This is a genomic window from Paenibacillus paeoniae, from assembly GCF_003388735.1.
Classification (GTDB): domain Bacteria; phylum Bacillota; class Bacilli; order Paenibacillales; family Paenibacillaceae; genus Pristimantibacillus; species Pristimantibacillus paeoniae.
In genome coordinates this window covers 47,129-65,010 of record NZ_QUBQ01000009.1, presented here as the reverse complement: position 1 = coordinate 65,010, position 17,882 = coordinate 47,129, and the positions used below count along the sequence as shown (strand labels likewise).

At 48.1% G+C, this 17,882-nt stretch carries 14 protein-coding genes; 2 read left to right on the top strand and 12 right to left on the bottom strand.

What is annotated here, in order from left to right; all coding sequences use genetic code 11:
- Window positions 1-138 precede the first annotated feature (138 nt).
- From DX130_RS25380 to DX130_RS25340, 9 genes are all read right to left on the bottom strand, one after another.
- Window positions 139-1,101, bottom strand: coding sequence for an ABC transporter permease (locus DX130_RS25380; RefSeq protein WP_116050127.1), 963 nt, complete (start codon window positions 1,099-1,101; stop codon window positions 139-141).
- A gap of 1 nt (window position 1,102) precedes the next feature.
- Entirely contained in the window at window positions 1,103-2,185 is a 1,083-nt protein-coding gene (locus DX130_RS25375; RefSeq protein WP_116050126.1) for an ABC transporter permease, read from the bottom strand.
- 5 nt (window positions 2,186-2,190) lie between these two features.
- A complete protein-coding gene (locus tag DX130_RS25370) occupies window positions 2,191-3,726 on the bottom strand; it encodes an ABC transporter ATP-binding protein (RefSeq protein WP_116050194.1) in 1,536 nt (511 codons plus the stop codon).
- 133 nt (window positions 3,727-3,859) lie between these two features.
- Window positions 3,860-4,900 (bottom strand): BMP family lipoprotein, encoded by a 1,041-nt coding sequence (locus DX130_RS25365; RefSeq protein ID WP_116050124.1) that lies wholly within the window; start codon window positions 4,898-4,900, stop codon window positions 3,860-3,862.
- 251 nt (window positions 4,901-5,151) lie between these two features.
- The gene (gene ftsH, locus DX130_RS25360; protein ID WP_116050123.1) at window positions 5,152-7,167 is read right to left on the bottom strand and encodes an ATP-dependent zinc metalloprotease FtsH; all 2,016 of its coding nucleotides are present in this window, start codon (window positions 7,165-7,167) and stop codon (window positions 5,152-5,154) included.
- A gap of 99 nt (window positions 7,168-7,266) precedes the next feature.
- A complete protein-coding gene (hpt, locus tag DX130_RS25355) occupies window positions 7,267-7,806 on the bottom strand; it encodes a hypoxanthine phosphoribosyltransferase (protein WP_116050121.1) in 540 nt (179 codons plus the stop codon).
- Between the two features lie 50 nt (window positions 7,807-7,856).
- Entirely contained in the window at window positions 7,857-9,272 is a 1,416-nt protein-coding gene (tilS, locus tag DX130_RS25350) for a tRNA lysidine(34) synthetase TilS (RefSeq protein WP_116050119.1), read from the bottom strand.
- A 19-nt stretch (window positions 9,273-9,291) separates the two neighbouring features.
- Window positions 9,292-10,221, bottom strand: a complete 930-nt coding sequence (locus tag DX130_RS25345; protein ID WP_116050118.1) for a protein kinase domain-containing protein — start codon at window positions 10,219-10,221, stop codon at window positions 9,292-9,294.
- A complete protein-coding gene (locus DX130_RS25340) occupies window positions 10,205-10,939 on the bottom strand; it encodes a vWA domain-containing protein (RefSeq protein ID WP_116050192.1) in 735 nt (244 codons plus the stop codon). The genes DX130_RS25345 and DX130_RS25340 overlap by 17 nt, the downstream gene beginning before the upstream one ends.
- Window positions 10,940-11,244: 305 nt before the next feature.
- Between DX130_RS25340 and DX130_RS25335 the strand changes: the two genes are divergently transcribed.
- Complete coding sequence (locus DX130_RS25335; protein WP_116050116.1) at window positions 11,245-11,844, top strand: DJ-1/PfpI family protein; 600 nt, start codon at window positions 11,245-11,247, stop codon at window positions 11,842-11,844.
- Window positions 11,845-11,933: 89 nt separating this feature from the next.
- Here DX130_RS25335 and DX130_RS25330 read toward each other — a convergent pair whose 3' ends face one another.
- A complete protein-coding gene (locus DX130_RS25330) occupies window positions 11,934-12,185 on the bottom strand; it encodes a hypothetical protein (protein WP_116050115.1) in 252 nt (83 codons plus the stop codon).
- A gap of 359 nt (window positions 12,186-12,544) precedes the next feature.
- Here DX130_RS25330 and DX130_RS25325 point away from each other — a divergent pair, with 359 nt between their 5' ends.
- Window positions 12,545-12,769, top strand: a complete 225-nt coding sequence (locus DX130_RS25325; protein ID WP_116050114.1) for a helix-turn-helix domain-containing protein — start codon at window positions 12,545-12,547, stop codon at window positions 12,767-12,769.
- A gap of 498 nt (window positions 12,770-13,267) precedes the next feature.
- Here DX130_RS25325 and DX130_RS25320 read toward each other — a convergent pair whose 3' ends face one another.
- Together DX130_RS25320 and DX130_RS25315 are read right to left on the bottom strand one after the other, a co-directional pair.
- Entirely contained in the window at window positions 13,268-13,513 is a 246-nt protein-coding gene (locus tag DX130_RS25320; protein ID WP_116050112.1) for a hypothetical protein, read from the bottom strand.
- Window position 13,514: 1 nt separating this feature from the next.
- Window positions 13,515-17,873, bottom strand: coding sequence for an RHS repeat-associated core domain-containing protein (locus tag DX130_RS25315; protein ID WP_116050110.1), 4,359 nt, complete (start codon window positions 17,871-17,873; stop codon window positions 13,515-13,517).
- Window positions 17,874-17,882: the final 9 nt, after the last annotated feature.

The following is a 17,882-nucleotide window of genomic DNA, read 5'->3' as shown; positions in this document are numbered from 1 at the left end:
ATTTTAGACCTGCATTCCATTGAAAAAAAATCGCAATCCACGCCGATTATAGACGTTAGATTGCGATTTTCTCTCTATATTTATGAAGCGACCCTTATGGAATCATTCCCAGTTAATACTGTCCTTGCATTCGTCTGCTTATCTTCTTGCCGGATCGTAGGGTTGTCCAAGCGCTGAAGGCGCGCTGGAGCGACCGACAGCTGCTGCAAGCACAATAAGTGTAAGCACATAAGGCAGCATGTAGAAGACTTCCGTCGGGATTTGCTTGGAGAAATCGAACAGCTGTGCGAAATTCCGCAAAGCTTGGGCGAATCCGAAGAAGATCGCTGCGCCAGCGAGACCAAGCGGATTCCACTTGCCGAAGATCAGGGCAGCAAGCGCGATAAAGCCCTGGCCCGAGACCGTATTGTGGGCGAAGCTGCTTGTCGTCGTCAGTGTAATCGTCGCACCGCCAAGACCAGCAAGCGCACCGCTAAGCATAACGCCGATATACCGGTATTTTGTCACGCTGATGCCCACTGTATCCGCAGAGCTTGGATGCTCCCCTACTGCGCGAAGACGAAGACCGAATGGCGTCTTGAACAATACGAAGTAGCTGATAATAACGAGCAAGATGACAATATACGTCGTTGGATAGGCACGGAAGATACCTTCCCCGATAATCGGAATTTCCGATAGGAACGGAATCGCTACCTTATGGAATACTTCCGTCAGCTGGCTCGTCTGAGCCGAGCCATCATAGAGACTTCGGGTGAAATAGATGGCCGTTCCGAGCGCCAGAATGTTAATCACGACGCCGACTACCGTCTGGTCAGACTTGAAGGTGATCGTCGCTACTGCATGCAGAAGTGAGAATACGACGCCGAAGACGGCTGCCGCAATTAATCCGATCCAAGGCGAGATACTGCCAAGACCAGCCTGCGTTGCATAGTCCGTTGCGACCGCAGCCGCGAATGCACCGGATACCATCAGACCTTCCAAGCCGATGTTGACTACGCCTGAACGTTCGGAGAACATGCCCCCGAGAGCGGCGAAAATAAGCGCGGTGGAGAACACAAGCGTAATGTTAATGAGCTGACCCGATACTTCAATAAACTGCATACTACGCCGCCTCCTTCCGCTTTGCCCGCTTGCTCATAAATGGCTTAAGAATAAACTTCACAATGCCGTGCGCCGCCACAAAGAAAATAACTGAACCAATGACAATTCGTATAATTTCTTGAGGCACGCCAGCGCCGAAGCTCATGCCAGCGGAGCCATAGCTCAATCCGCCGAACAGAATGGATGCGAGCAGAACGCCTACAGGCGTATTGCCGCCGAGCAGCGCAACCGCGATACCGTCAAATCCATAGCCTGGCGATGCTGCCATAATGGTCTGGTTACCGAATACGCCAAGCACCTCGAACACACCGCCAAGACCGGCAAATACGCCGCTGATCATCATCGACTTCACAATGGTTCGGTTAACGTTCATGCCCGCATAGAGAGCCGCATCCGGATTATGTCCAACAGCGCGAAGCTCATACCCTTGCTTCGTACGCCACAGAATGACATAGAAAATAAGGACGCATGCCAATGCTACGAATGTGCCCCAGTGAATTCTGGCCTTGTCCATCAGTTGCACCAGCCATTCAATATTCATCAGTGCAGATTCGTGAATCGCTCTAGATTTCTGCTGACCGGGATCGGTCAGGAATTTCGATACAATAAAGTTGGCAAGATACAAGGCCGTCCAGTTGAGCATGATGGAGGAGATTACTTCATTCACGCCTCGCTTGGCCTTCAAGTAACCGACAATCCCTGCCCATATGCCCCCGAATATTGCACCGGTAATGACGGCAAGCGGTCCATGAATGTACCAAGGCAGATCAAGCAATACGCCAACTAGCGTCGCGCCGGTCATCCCCATAACGAACTGACCCTCTACCCCGATATTGAACAATCCTGTCCGGAATGCGAACGCTACCGCGAGGCCGGTAAAGATCAGCGGCGTAATCGCACGTATCGTCTCACCCATATGATACGAACTGCCGATGACACGATTGAAGAGCGAGCTGTACGCCAGAATCGGATTATAGCCGCCTGCAAGCATAGCTATGGCTCCGATCAGCAGTCCAAGCACAATGGAGACAACCGGAACAAGCAGCGATCTTTTTTCATTAAAAATCTTTTTTATCACTTCCATACACGCTAGCTCCTTTCTCCATCATGATCGGTATTGCCCGCCATCAATAAGCCTAGACGTTCATCATCTCTTTGGTCAGCGTCGACTTCGCCGACAAGCTTGCCCTCATACATAACCTCTATCCGGTCTGACAAGGCATACAGCTCGTCCAGCTCGAAGGAGACTAGCAGGACAGCTTTGCCCTCATTGCGAGCATCCATAAGACGCTTATGAACGAATTCAATCGCGCCAATATCCAGACCCCTTGTAGGCTGGACTGCGATAATAAGATCGGGGTCCTTGTTCAGCTCGCGTGCAATAATCGCTTTCTGCTGATTGCCCCCGGACAGTGCCCGAGCATGGGTATAAATACCGGATGTACGAACATCGAATTCTTCGACCAGTCTGGTCGTTACGCTGTCCATCGCCTTCTCATCAATCAACCCTGACTTCCCGTATTCCGGCTTGAAATACGTGTTCAGAATCATGTTTTCGCTCAGTTTGAAATCAAGTACTAGTCCATGTTTATGTCGATCTTCGGGAATATGACCGACGCCTGCAGTCGAGATCTTCCGAGGCGTATCGTTCGTAATATCATTGCCATTAAGACTCACTTGGCCGTCTTGCACCTTGCGCATACCCGTAATGGCATAGATCAGCTCGCTCTGGCCGTTGCCGTCTACACCTGCAATGCCGAAGATTTCACCGGAGCGAACCTTGAAGCTGGTGCCATCCAGCACCATCTTACCTTGATCGCCCTTCATTTGAAGCCCCTCAACGGACAGAACGATATCGCCTGGCGGGCGCTTCGTCTTCTCGACCTGGAAGTTAACATCTCGTCCAACCATTAGCTCTGCCAATTGACGCTCACTCGTCTCACTTGTGCTGACTGTACGGATAACCTTGCCTCTACGAATCACCGTTACCGTATTCGCAAGAGCCATAACTTCTTTGAGCTTATGCGTAATAATAATAATGGATTTTCCTTCGGCAGCGAGGTTACGAATGATTTCGATTAATTCCTCAATTTCCTGTACGGTAAGTACAGCGGTTGGCTCGTCAAAAATAACAATCTCCGCGCCTCGATATAACGTTTTCAAAATTTCAACCCGCTGTTGCATACCTACCGTAATATCTTGAACCCGCATCTGCGGATCTACTTTCAAACCATAGCGCTCCGAGATCGTCTTAACCTTCTCGTTCGCGAGCTTATAATCAATCTTAAGCCCCTTCTTCGGCTCGTTGCCAAGAACAATGTTCTCAGTGACCGTGAACGGCTGTACGAGCTTGAAGTGTTGATGCACCATGCCGATGCCAAGCTCAATAGCCTTGGAGGCACCATCAATGACAGTCTGCTCGCCATTAATCCATATTTCTCCCTCATCCGGCTGATAAAGACCGAACAAGATATTCATAAGCGTAGACTTGCCTGCGCCATTCTCACCGAGCAAAGCGTGAACCTCACCTTTTTTCAGCTCAAAGTTAATGGAATCATTCGCAACCAAGCCAGGAAATCTTTTGGTTATACCCTTTAACTCTACGACTGCCCCGCTCTGATCCATGCATTCATCATCTCCCGGGATCCACATAATGATCTTCCTTCTTAACGAGCAGAGAAACAGGACAAGACCGGCTCATGCCGGTCTTGTCACTGTGACCCTTGCCAAGCTTTATCGTAATACCAATGATCCGAACTTATTCACCCGGAACTGTAATTTCACCGCTAATGATTTTTGCTTTGAATTCTTCAACTTTTTTCAATACGTCCTCAGGAACGTTTTTCGTGGAAGTCTCAGGAAGACCTACTGCATTGTCCTTAAGGCCAAGTACTTCATGCGAGCCGCCGTGCCAATTGCCGTCGATCAGGTCTTTGGATACTTTCGTTACCGCAGCTTCAACGCCTTTCATCATGGATGTCAGCGTCACTTCGTCGCCGAATTCCAGCGATTGGTCTTTATCTACGCCGATAACCCATACTTCTTTGCCGTTCTTCTTACGCTCGATCGCCTCGTTGAATACGCCATTGCCCGTACCGCCGGAAGCGTGGAAGATAATGTCCGCACCACCGTTGTACATAGTTGCTGCGATGCTCTTGCCAAGGTCAGGCTTATCGAAAGCACCGGAATACGTAATCGTTACCTTTGCATCTGGATTTACAGCTTTAATACCCGCTTCGAAGCCTTTTGCAAAACGAGTAATAACCGGAATTTCCATACCGCCTACAAAGCCGATGTTGTTGGATTTTGTAACCAGACCTGCTACAACGCCAACCAGGAAGGAACCTTCTTCCTCAGCGAATGTAACGGATACTACGTTCGGAGCGTCTACCACTGCGTCAATGAGACCCAGTTTAGCATCAGGATTCTCGGACGCTACCTTTTTCATTGCATCTTCGAACAGCATGCCGATACCCCAAGTAAGGCTATAGCCTTCGCGTACGAAGTTGTTCAGGTTCGGCTCCATGTCAGCTTCGCCTTTACTTTCTAGGAATTTCGTTTCAGCGCCAGTGGATGCTTTCAGCTGTTGCAAAGCTTCCCAAGCGCTTTGGTTGAACGATTTATCGTTAACTCCGCCCACGTCGGTTACCATGCCAATTTTAAAGTCTTTGCCGCTTCCGTCAGACTCGACTTTGGTTCCGCCTTCATTTTTCCCGCCGTTTTTGTCTTGTCCGCAAGCAGACAACACAAGCGAGAGTGCTACAACCAGCATAAGCATAAAGCTAAATGTTTTTTTCATGCTGCAATTCTCCCCTTAATCATTTTGTTTTTTGAACATGACAACAAGCACAGCATTACCTTTTACAGTATTGCTGTTTCTTATCGCTATTATTTCATTATAATTGCAAAAAAATTTACGTCAATCAAATTGTGTTAGATACATTAACACCGCGACTGCATGTTTATGTAATAAATTGCATGAATACTCATGTCCATCTACAAAGGAAACGTCCCGCAGCTCCATAGTGGAGCGACGGGACGATTAAGGCACTATTTTTTATCAGGATCGTCTGAACTATTGCCGGTATCGGCAGGTGGCGTCTCGTCCTTCACTTCCGCCTCGTCACGAGGCTGGATGCGAACCTTAACGTCGCCAATCTCATCGATGATCGGTTCAGCAGTAGTTACCTCTGCCGAAGAGGAGCCTTCGCCAGATGACGAATCGCCTTTTGCGTTCAACACGCCTTCTTCGATCAAGGATTTGATTTGATCCATCTCAAGCGTCTCTTCCGAAAGCAACGTCTGAGCGATCAGATGCATCTCTTTGCTCTTCTCTGTCAGAAGCTTCTTCGCTCTGTCATAGCAAGCATTGATAATGTTCTGCATCTCTTGATCGATCTCGTATGCAATGGAGTCAGAGTAGTTCTGTTCATGGCCCAGATCGCGGCCCAAGAACACTTGCCCTTGGGAATTACCGAACTGCATCGGACCAAGCTTATCGCTCATGCCGTATTCCATTATCATGCTGCGCACGATGCCTGTTGCCGATTTAAAGTCGCTGTATGCGCCAGTACCAATCTCGCCGATGAATACTTCCTCCGCTACGCGGCCGGCTAATAGTCCCGTTACTTTATCAAGCAGCTCTTGCTTCGTGACCAGCATGCGGTCTTCCTTCGGCAGCATGATGACATATCCGCCTGCGCGTCCCCGCGGGATGATTGTTACCTTGTGCACCAGGTCGGCATGTTCCAGGAAGAAGCCTGCAACCGTATGGCCCGCTTCGTGGTAGGCTACGATACGCTTCTCGCGGTCGCTGATGACACGGCTCTTCTTCTCCGTGCCGACAATGACGCGGTCAATCGCATCGTCGATATCCACCATGTTGATTTCTTTTTTGTTGCGTCGAGCCGCAAGAAGCGCCGCTTCATTCAGCAAGTTCTCAAGGTCTGCACCGCTGAAGCCAGTTGTACGCTTCGCGATTACGTCCAGCTTCACATCGTCGGTAAACGGCTTGTTGCGCGAATGAACTTTCAGTACCGCTTCGCGGCCTTTCACGTCTGGACGGTCAACCGTAATCTGACGGTCAAAGCGGCCCGGACGCAGAAGCGCTGGATCTAGAATGTCAGCACGGTTCGTCGCTGCGATAATGATAATACCTTCGTTCGCTCCGAAGCCGTCCATCTCAACCAGCAATTGGTTGAGCGTCTGCTCGCGCTCGTCATGCCCGCCGCCGAGTCCGGCGCCGCGCTGACGGCCGACTGCGTCGATCTCGTCAATGAAGATAATACATGGCGCGTTCTTCTTCGCGTTCTCGAACAAGTCACGTACGCGGGATGCGCCGACACCGACGAACATCTCCACGAAATCAGAGCCCGAGATGCTGAAGAACGGAACACCCGCCTCACCCGCAACTGCACGGGCTAGCAATGTCTTACCTGTACCTGGAGGACCTACGAGCAATACGCCTTTCGGAATACGTGCTCCGACGAGATTAAACTTGCGAGGATCCTTCAGGAAGTCGACGACCTCTACAAGCTCCTGCTTCTCTTCGTCCGCCCCTGCCACGTCCTCGAACGTGATGCGCTTCTTCTCTTCATTGTACAGACGGGCACGGCTCTTGCCGAAGTTCATCACTTTGCCGCCGCCGCCTTGAGACTGATTCATCAGGAAGAAGAACAGTACGATGAGCAGAATGAACGGAATAATTGACGTTAAGAACGTCACCCAGAAGCTTGGGGTATCCATCGGCTCGGCCTTATATTCAAAGCCGTATTGCTTCTGCCAGGCATCCAAGTTCTGCTGGGCCGCATAGGTGTTCATTCGGGACGTGAAGTTATCACTGTCCGCACCCTCAGGCCTGATCTTATATTTACCCGTAATGTAATACGATTCCTTATCGTACTTCGCGGTAATCGATGCTACATTCCCCGCTTCTACAACTTGGCGGAATTCATCGTATCTCAGCGGCTTGGTGGAATCCCCTTGACCGCTAATATATTGAAAAACACCAACGGTAACCAAAAAGATGATCAAATAAAAACCAGTATTTCGGATGATCCGATTCATCCCCTACCTCCTCTCAGACGCTTTAGATATTTTACCATAGCATGACTTTCCATCACAATAGAGGCTAACGGAGGGTGGACATGTACGGTTCCAGCGCGCTTACTTTTCGTAAACCTGTGGTTTCAAAATGCCGATATAAGGAAGGTTGCGATATTGCTCCGCATAGTCCAGGCCATAGCCGACGACAAATTCGTCAGGCAGCGTAAAGCCTTTGTAATGCGGCTCCAGACTAACCGTACGGCGTGCAGGCTTGTCGAACAGCGTGACGACAGTCACGGAATTCGAGCCTCTGCGCTCCAATACGTCAATCAGATAGCTGAGTGTCAGGCCGCTGTCGATAATATCTTCGACGATGAGGACATCGCGTCCTTCCACCGACACGTCCAGATCCTTAATAATCTTGACGACGCCGGATGATTTGGTGGAAGCCCCGTAGCTGGAGACGGCCATAAAGTCGATCTCAAGCGGAACGGTAATAGTTTTCACCAGATCGGACATAAAAATAAACGCGCCTTTGAGGACGCAAATAACGAGCGGATTCCGCCCTTCATAATCAGCGCTGAGCTTAGCCCCCAATTCCCTTACCTTGGCACCAATCTGCTCTTCGCTGTATAACACTTCTTTAATGTCGTTCTGCAAGTCGAAATCCTCCTACGCTTTACCTATGTTTATGTGTATTCCCTTGTTCCTTATTCGTTGAGCGCCGTAATACGCAAGACTCGCGCGCTTCCGCTCCCTGCAAGGGCATGTGTGGAACGGCGAATGCCGGGAATCCACAGCAACTTGCCTTCCCCGTCGCACAGCAGCGGATACAGCTCTCTACGGGAGGGTGGTACCTTCTCGTCAACGAACATATCTTGCACTTTTTTCGAGCCATTTAATCCTAAAACATGAATCCTGTCTCCCGGCATGCGGTTGCGCACATGCAGCGGAAAGATGAGTCCGTCCACATCGAAATACGCTTCCATGCGGGATGACGGCTTCGCGGCCGCAGCTGCCAACCAATCCAATCGGAAGCTCCATCCGCTTGGCGACGCTTCAATTCGTCCTTCGCTTTGCTCTTCAATGACGTAATTGTAGTGACTGGCCGTAGGTGACTCTGCAATCATATGTACCCATCTCATCACACCGTATTCGCGCAAGCATCGGATCCCGCCTGCGACGTCCATCCGCCAAGTAGCTGGTGCATGTGTAGATGCTGCCAGCCGCATAGTCTCAACGGCGCCATAGGTTATGTTTTCCGAGTCCCGAGATAGATAATTTAATATTAGTTTAATCAATCTTCTTTGTAAAGCGACGTGCAGACCGGACAGCTCCCGGCATTCCACTTGGCATTCGCCTTCACTGCAGCGCACGATACGGTCGAACCATTCCGCCGCCTGCTGCTCCATCCACTCATCCTCCGCTCCGGCTACTTCAGCCAGTCTTTGGAGAGATTGAGGAAGCTGAGGATTGAACTGCATCAAATAAGGAATGACATCCAGACGTACCGTATTACGGAAGTAATACCGGGCCAGATTACTGCTGTCAACGCAGTACGGAATCTCATGCTCCTCGCAATAACGCAGAAGGTCTGACTTGTTCATACGAAGCAGGGGACGTATGAGTTGCATATTTTTTTCGCGTCTAACGCTGCTCATGCCTGAAAGCCCCGACAACCCGGCTCCCCGAATCAGCCGCATCAGCACAGTCTCGGCCTGATCATCGGCATGATGAGCGAGCGCAATGCGCGATGCACCGTACTGAACCGCTATTCGGTGCAGATACTCGTACCTCTTTTCTCTTGCTGCGGCCTGCAGATTCAATCGGTTTTCTTCTATATAAGTAGGCATATCCAAGACGACCGACTCGCATGGCACCCCCAGACTGTCTGCGAACGACTGCACCGTCTCCATTTCGTATGCAGACTCTTGGACCCTAAAACCATGATTCACATGAGCAGCTACCAGCTTAATGCCCTGTTCCTGAGACAAACCATGGAGCATATGAAGCAGGGCCATCGAATCGGGTCCTCCCGACACGGCGACCAGAATCGTGTCGTCCTTCTCCCACATATTGTGGGCAGCCGCTTCCTTAGCCAACACCGTCTGAAGCGGTTCATTCATTGTCCCTTGCCCTCCTCTGCTACATCCATACGTTGCGAAGCAGCCAGACGAAGATGGATGCTGCGAGCAGAACGCCTGATGTCGCAACCATTCCCTTCAGCCAGCCGGGCATAGAGGAGGATCTGCGCGTGTCCTTCCGATGCATGAGCAACCGCCATGCAGCCGCGCCCTCGTCCGCGTCCCTGAATTCGCCATGCAGCGCCTGACGCAGCCAGCCCGTCACCGGCTTAAGCGCCGGGGAAGCTTCAGCAATGGCCATCAGCTCCACCGTGGACCGGTTCTGCGGCAGCAGTTCCTTCGTAAGCTGGTGCAGTCGCCTCGGCTCATGCAGTTGAATGCATAATACGCTGTAAGAGAAGAGATCATACTTCGGATCAGCCGAGCGCGAGCCGCTGTTCCAGTATCCGCGATCATAGATCTCTGTGAACTGACGAATACTTTTGCCGACGGCCGTCACGCCCCCGAAGTCTACGAGCTCGACATGACCGTAATCGGCAACCATCACATTCTCCACCTTCAGATCGCCAAATGCCCACCCTGCGCGATGAAGTCTGCCAAGCTTGCTCAACAAGTTCAGCCCGACGAGAGGGAACCATTCCGCCCCCTGCTCCTTCAAGTAGCTGGCAAGCGTCGTCCCTCGCACATATCTCATCACATAGAACGGATATTCCCTCCCGGCAGGACCGTACAGATCATCCACGTCGAACAGGAACGGCTCCATCCCCTGCCCCTTCTGCTTCGCCAGCGACTTCAGCACGTTCACCTCGGATTGCAGGTCAACAGCGTCTGCTCCCACCTTGAGCGCGTACCAATCCCTATCCTTCTGTACCAGATAGACTTTCCCGTTGGCCCCTTCCCCCAGCAGCCGTTCTACACGGTACTTGCCCTGCTTCCACTTGCCAACTACGACACTTCCGCGCCGCAGTTCAAGCTTAAACGACGTAGTCACCCATCATCCCATCCGTTTCATGTCTGCCTCTGCGGCCGTAGTCACCCGCTTCGCCTTGCCTGTAATAGTCGACTGCCTGCATAATCGCAGGCCCCGTCGGCGTTGTTCCACCCATCTGGAGCTTGGGGAAAATGGAATGCACGCCATTCAGATGGTCGGTCCAAGCCAAATCCATCATACAGTCATCACCATGACGCGAGCCCGGAAAATGGAACACCGCTATTTCACTCTTACCCTGTCTGGCCTGCAAGCTAAGCATCAAATCGTGAATCGCTTCTTCAACAGCAGCCATTTTCGGCTTCATACTGGCGCTGGCGTCGATCAGAAGCGCCACTCTCAGCCCTGATGACTCGCCAAGCTCATCGATCACGCGGACCACTTCGCCGCGCTTCTCAGGAGGCAGCGCCTCGATGGAGCCGTTGCCCAGCACCTGCTGCAGCTCCTTCTGTACCGCCAGCTGAATCGTCTGCACCACGGTCTTCCTCGTCATCATCTGAACCGTCTGGGACAATTGCCGGGTGTTCACCATACGGCTGAGTCCTCCGCCGGCACGCGCGATCTCCTCAATCTCCGTCGCACCCAATTCGCCTACATCTCCATGATCCAGCACACCGACCACATTGACATGAATGCCTTCCGACTTGGCATGAGCCGCCGCAACTATGGGACTTAGTCCCACATTGGAGCAACCGTCCGTTATAAGCAAAATTTGCCTCATCATCGTTATCCCTCCACATAAGCAAGATCAAAAGCCTTTTCTATCAGCTTTGCCCTTTTTGAGAGAGATAAACGCCTGTTGCCTATCATTTCCTAATCCTTACCGATATTATCGGCTTCTCGCCGCTCCAAGGTAAGGTTCATTCTAGTATAGCCCATCCCCCGAGACGTTGCCATCGCACCAATGTGACAGCATTCGAACCTCATTGGGAAGAGAGACACGGTGACTTCGGATAGATTTACAGTCAGGATGCACCGAGAGATAATAGGGTTGTATGCCAAAAAATTCCTTGAAGGAGTGAACGTATGTCGAGCAAGGTACTACTGATTACGGGTGACGGAACCGAGGTATTGGAAATTTTTTATCCCTACTACCGCCTGCTAGAGGAAGGCTATGATGCCGTTATTGCGTCTCCGGAGAAAAAGGTGCTGAATACCGTCGTTCATGACTTTATCGAGGGCTGGGAGACTTACACCGAGAAGCCGGCTCATCTGCTGCCGTCCCATGCCTCCTTCGCGGATATCGATCCGTCGGAATATATCGGCCTTGTCATTCCCGGAGGCCGCGCACCGGAATATATACGCAACCACCCTGAGCTGCCTCGCATCGTTGAGCATTTCTTAAGTGAGGATAAACCGATCGGCGTCATCTGCCATGGCGCTCTGGTGTTCATGGCTTTGAAAGATACGAGCTATTTCGAAGGCCGCACGATGACATGCTACAATGCTGTGAAGCCGGATGTTGAGCGGCTGGGTGCCACGTACACGACGGACACGCTGCATGCCGACCGCAAGCTGGTCAGCGGACACGCTTGGCCGGACCTGCCGGGCTTCATGCGAGAGTTTATTCGGCTTGTTCGGGAGGAGCAGGCTGTGCTTCAAGAAGATGAGACATTAGTGCTATAAGAAAGCAGTAGGCTATTCTAGCGGGTCGTTGGGCCTGTTGGGGTAGCCTTTCTTTTGATGGAGAGTGTAAGAGTGATTCCGTTGTGCGGTTAGTTATGTTTCATGTCATAGGCCAGGAATGCCTTCTTCAGGCGCAAATGCAACAATTCCAGCCGTACGTTCACTTCCATCTGATGAACGCTCCGCAGCAATTCCTCGACCATGTCTTTATTGAAGCGCTCGCCATAACGAAAGATATGGTCAAACACCGCAACCTGGCATTGCTCCAACGTCTCCAGTTGCTGATATAACGTATCCTCCTGCTCGACGTAGCGATTATAGGTGTCCATTGGTTTGGTCATGGGCGCCACCAATTTAGTTGATTTTAAGGAGCGAAGTAGCTATCAAAGTCTTTTTATGATAACCCCCTCCCTGCTCCATAAAATCAACATCTTCACCCTGATGATATGAAAAAGGGGACTTTTCATTAACTTGACTGCATATCGATGTCCTGTTCATTAGGTCTTGTCTCATAGTAACTCCTCCTCTTAATTGCGATAAGAAATATCAAATTACCTTTATGAGTATTACTCTTTAGAGTATGTAAATTATTGTATTACTTTTAAGCGTAAGTTTCAATGATATTCTTTAACGCTTATGATATATTACTTTCAGATGCGTACTGTTAAACGTAATCTTTTCATTGGTGGAGGAACTTATCTTGAAAATCAAAATCCGCTTAAAAGAGATCCTTGAAGAGAGAGGTATTAGTCAACGCCAACTCTCCCTTAAAATGAATATGCGACCCGCTACCATTAGCCATCTCTGTTCTGATTCTGTTGACAGAGTCTATATTCGCACACTGGAACAAATATGTGCGGCATTAGATATTACTGTAGATCAATTGATTGTATCCGTTGAAGATGATGAGGATCCAAATAGTTAAAATAACATATACCTTTGAACTGAACCACACATTAAAAAACCAACCTAAATACCATTGGATAAAAGTATCAATAGTTGTTCATATTGTGTCTCAGCAAAAGTAACTTTTTTCAACTCATAAGTAACCATTTAAACTAATTGCACAAATTGCTCCTCTGACAGCATCTTGAACTGCTCCAGAGTCTATGTACTTCTCTCCCCATGGCCTTCAGTCGATCATGACCGTCAATCGCTTGAATACGGTAGCCCTCTACATGTTCGCTTTCCCTCTCGATACCACGAACCCCTGCAAGCCGGTCGGCCAGCTTGCCTATGATCTCCTCAGCCACCTTTCCGGCAGTGCGTCTACATTCTGTCCAATCGTCAGCGATACTTGCAGGTACTGCTCCGACAACAACTCAATGGTCATGATGACGTCTCTTCCCTCCATTAGGTACCAGGTCACCCGTCCAAAGAAAAAAACCTTGAGCGGCACGAAGCCAATCAAGGTTTTATTGATTCAATCTTTATATTTTTCCGGTAAATATTTTTTGTTGATGATGGTTTTAATCAAATTATTTAAATCCTGCTGATAAGAAGCTAATTCCTCTCGATTTTCACATCCGGTGAGTTTGTATAGATACTCCTCAGAACAATTGTTTAATACAAACTCAATACAATTTTCATAAACCATCAATTCGCCCTCAGATAATTTAAGATCAAACAAAGTAACACTAGCTATTTCCTCTTGTTTTAATAATTCCATTTTACCACCTCACATAATTGGAGAATATCTCTTTAAATTGTTGAAGTTCAGCTTCTGAAGGTCTCGTCCATCTTCCATCTTGAATCCGCATATCAGTATTTTTACTTGGATTTTTAAATGAAGTTACAACTTGGCTTCCATCACGTTCAACAATATGAATTCTTCCATTATCTCCTTTAATAACCCATCTTCCATCATTTTGTATAAGTATATCAGCCTGCCTTGCTTTTTGAACATCATTAACTGCTGATCCAACAGGTCTTCCCTCGCTACCTCTCAATACTGCATGTTCGCTTTTTCCAAGTTTACCTGTCTCTTTAGCGCTAGACCTTTTAACACCAACTAACTCTTGTCTTAAAGAATCACTAGAATTATGAGAAGTCGAATGCGGAACTTGTTTTACACTTATACCCGCAGATGGTTTTGAATTGTTGTTTTTGGTTACAGGTACAATACGATGGCCACCAGCACCTCCAACTGTACCTTTTTGCAAGTGTTTATTTCCGCTAGGATCAATATATTTGAGGGGGTTATTAATAACATACGTATACAAATTCAAAGTTAATGGATCTTTTGCCTCTCCCTCATACGTATCCTCCCCAACAAACCTGCCAATAGACGGGTCATACCATCTAGCTCGAAGATATTGCAGTTCAGTTGTTGATTCTGTCATTTCGCCCGAATATTTAAAAGGCTGGGCAATAAGCTCATTCTGAAGAGTCATATTACCAAAAATATTATAGTTATATTGATTCAGTCTCAAGCTACCTGAAGAATCCCTTAACTCAACGACATCGCCATGACCATTCTTAAGATAATAGGCTTTGCCTTGAGCGTCTTCTCTCGCTTCGAGCTCTTCGCCTCTAATGTAACGAGCATGGAACTTAGCTACACCGCCAGTTATTACAGCTTCCGCTATAATCTGATCATCATCCCAGTAGTAACGGGTAGTCTTGCCCCCTTCACTTCGTTCCCACAACAGACCGTCGCCATTATACGTATACGAAACGATTTTACCATCTATAGTCGTCACCTGAGTGAGACGATTGCGGGTATCGTAGGACAGGTCAGATGCTGCGCTGTCAAAAGGTTCACTAGTAGACATATCACTGCGGTTGCCACGACTGTCATACTGGTAGCTTTCATTAAATTGAGAAGAAGTCGATATCCGATTTAACGCATCATATTGAAACACATCTGTAATGCCGTTCGTTGTGCGTGAGTTAATATTGCCATTCGGATCATAGCTATAGGAATACGCATTAATAATGCTTCCATCGCTCTTCTTATGCTGCAATTCCTGCATGCGGAGTCCATTGTAAGCTACATCTGTTACGACTCCGTTCCCTTGCGTGGTTTGCTTTAACAAGCCATTCGAATAGTATTGATACTTGGCTACATAATCGCGATTAAAGTTCAGTGAGGAGGAAACAACCTCTAGCTGATTATTCGCATTGTAGCGGTAATACGTGTTAAACCCGAAAGGATCTTTCATTGCGGCACGATTGTCATTCGCATCATAATCGTACTTTATCGTCTTGGCGTCTGGAAATTGAACTTCTACCAGTTGTGCGTTATTAGGGTTGTACGTGTAAGATGTTGTTCCTGTTACGTCGCTCATCTGTGTACGCTTGCCTGCCGAGTCATATCGATAGGAAACCTTCTCATTAGTCGGAAGCGAATTACCCTGTGCATTTACCAGCTCGAAGGATAACAGCAGGTCACGGCTGTTAAAGGTATACTTGAAGCGATTTCCTTTCCGATCCACTGAGCCAGTTATATTGTCATTGGCATCATAGTAGAACGTTTCTATCTGATTCTTGGCATCAATCGACTTGATGAGACGTCCCCATTCGTCATACTCCTTACGCAGACTTTTCCCGTCAGGGTAGATCATCTGGGTCATGCTACTCTGCATGTTGTACTGGTAGGCTGTTGTTTCGTTTAAGGCGTTGGTAACGCTGGTGAGTCTGCTCAGGACATCATAAGAATATTTCGTCGTGTTCTGTGTACTATCCTTTGCCAGTAATACATTTTCGGCAAGATCATAAGTGTAGGTACCCAAGATAGTTACCGTACCCGTGCTTGTAACTTCTTCTTTTTTTACTACATTACCCAAAATATCGTAGTATTCCTTTAGTTGATTGCCCTCGCTATCAGTCGTTGTTTTGATGTTGCCAATATCATCAAAAACAACTCGAGAAATAGTGGAGTCTGGAAATACAATTTTATTTTGCCGGCTCCATTGGTCATACCCGTAATTTATTAGATTGCCTAAAGCATCCTCCGTTTGTGTTGCACGGCCATAAGCGTCATAGCGATATTTGCCTTTGGGCTTGAAAACGTGATACTCAATGATTCCCGTCTCTGTCATCCAACCGAGTGGATTCCATTTTGTTAACGCCTTAATACCCATCTCATCGGTCATCTCAATCTGGTTCTGCTTATCCCGATATCTAATTGTCCGTTCGCTTGAGTCGGGATTAATGACCTTGATTGCCCGGTTGAGATTATCATACTCATAGGTTGTTGTATTGCCCTTCCCGTCCGTGTAACTAGTCAATATCCCATCCACAGTCTGAAAATTCAAAGCTTCCGATACCGTTATAGCTTTACGATCCACATCATAACCAGAAGTCGTTATTTTAGTTGGAAAAGCTCCGTTATATGGCGCAGTAGCTTTGAACTCTGTGTTTATCGTAATGTAACCGCCTGAACTTTGAAGCAGCTTCTGCTGGGTAACATTGCCGAACGAGTCATATCGGCTGTTCACCACCTCTTGCAATATACTTCCTGTTGGACTGCCTTCTCTAACCCTCTGGGTCAAAATATGCCCATGAACACTGTCTCTGACGATTTCGTTATACACATATCGAGATGGATCAATCTGGGATTGGACTCCTACTAGCAAATGTGAGGTCTCGCCATACGTATTAATAGTGATTCTTCCGTTAGGAGCAACGGAGGATACAACATTGCCATAGGAATCGTATAGCATGCTGTTCTGAATTACTTTAGTTGCGGACTCTGCCGAATTGGAAGTCGTCTCCGTAATCTTAAGTGGCACTGGCCATCTTCTAATTCGATCATACTCATAATCCACCCGCGTAGTATGGGTAACCCCATTCTGAACTGCAGTGATCACGCGATCATTATTGTAGTAGACCGGTGAATAATCTTCGTTAATGTAGTCCTTTTCATTCGTGTACGTCGTCACCGTCAATCCGTCATTCATCGCCACCGAGAAATTATAATCGGTATCATATGAGGACCCCATGTCACTTAGAGGGTATGTAATATCATTACGATTCGCTGTAAAAATAGACCCGTCTTGCTGAACGAATTGATCCTCTCTCGACTTTACCCGGTACACCTGGTTCACCATCTTTTTGCCAATAAACCGGGTTGTTGGGGTACTTTCGTATTCAATAACACTCTTTGCGCCTGTCAGATACGTGATACCCGTTAATAATGCATATGGGTTAGAGACACTAGGAACTGTAGAGGTTAGACTGAATCCCGCCTGCTTTACACTGTATTCATACTCCGTTTCACGCCCGATAGGGTCCGTAACTTTCTGCAAAAGATCTTTGCCATTCACTTTAGTTGTCGTATAAGTAACTGTCTTGGTTCCCGTACTTAATACAACAGAACCATCTCCATAGGTTATGTTAATCTTGTTGCCAATCGCGTCGGTAATAGAGATAAGCTTCCAACCCGAGTACTCAAAGTTAATCGTATTGTTATAGGAATCCGCAATCTGAATAAGCTTGCCCTGCGAATCAAAAAACTGATTGATTTTATAAATCGATTTCACTACATAAGCGGAGGTCAGACTGCCTACCGTCACAGTCTTGTTCTCTTCGAACGTATAGTCCTTCCATGGATAACCGACAAATTCATTATCCTTGTTAATTTTAAATACGCCAGAACCCGATAAGTGGAGATACTTGCCGCCTTCATTAATCTCCATATAGGAAATATCCCAGCTCCAGCCTCTGCCGATAGGGAACATTTTCTCTTCAGTTGATTGATCTGTTCTGCTGGTGTTGCCTGCACTTGTCATTTGAAATAATTGAGAGCTGCCACTGTCGTATATGCGTGTCAGTGTGAAACCAAGACCATTGCGCCCTGGCAGACTCAGGTCGCTGGCCTGTATAGATATACTGCCGGATAGAGTAGAGATGGTTTCATTCCCCAGCTCCACTCGGAATGGCGCCTCGTCAGGCTTGGTATTAACATGGCGATAATCCACTCCCTGCGCAGTAACAACTGAGTAGTGAATGGTATTTGATAGATCTGGGAATAGAAGGACGCCAAGCAACAGAAAAATAAGCGTCCGTTTTACCGATATCTTCAAGAGGCTTCC

Excerpts from the sequence above, each read along its gene's own strand:
- DX130_RS25380 (WP_116050127.1), bottom strand. The coding sequence starts at position 1,101 with ATGCAGTTTATTGAAGTATCGGGTCAGCTCATTAACATTACGCTTGTG.
- DX130_RS25365 (WP_116050124.1), bottom strand. The coding sequence starts at position 4,900 with ATGAAAAAAACATTTAGCTTTATGCTTATGCTGGTTGTAGCACTCTCG.
- DX130_RS25340 (WP_116050192.1), bottom strand. The coding sequence starts at position 10,939 with ATGAGGCAAATTTTGCTTATAACGGACGGTTGCTCCAATGTGGGACTA.
- DX130_RS25330 (WP_116050115.1), bottom strand. The coding sequence starts at position 12,185 with ATGACCAAACCAATGGACACCTATAATCGCTACGTCGAGCAGGAGGAT.
- DX130_RS25320 (WP_116050112.1), bottom strand. The coding sequence starts at position 13,513 with ATGGAATTATTAAAACAAGAGGAAATAGCTAGTGTTACTTTGTTTGAT.
- ftsH (WP_116050123.1), bottom strand. The coding sequence starts at position 7,167 with ATGAATCGGATCATCCGAAATACTGGTTTTTATTTGATCATCTTTTTG.
- DX130_RS25375 (WP_116050126.1), bottom strand. The coding sequence starts at position 2,185 with ATGGAAGTGATAAAAAAGATTTTTAATGAAAAAAGATCGCTGCTTGTT.
- DX130_RS25335 (WP_116050116.1), top strand. The coding sequence starts at position 11,245 with ATGTCGAGCAAGGTACTACTGATTACGGGTGACGGAACCGAGGTATTG.
- DX130_RS25370 (WP_116050194.1), bottom strand. The coding sequence starts at position 3,726 with ATGGATCAGAGCGGGGCAGTCGTAGAGTTAAAGGGTATAACCAAAAGA.
- tilS (WP_116050119.1), bottom strand. The coding sequence starts at position 9,272 with ATGAATGAACCGCTTCAGACGGTGTTGGCTAAGGAAGCGGCTGCCCAC.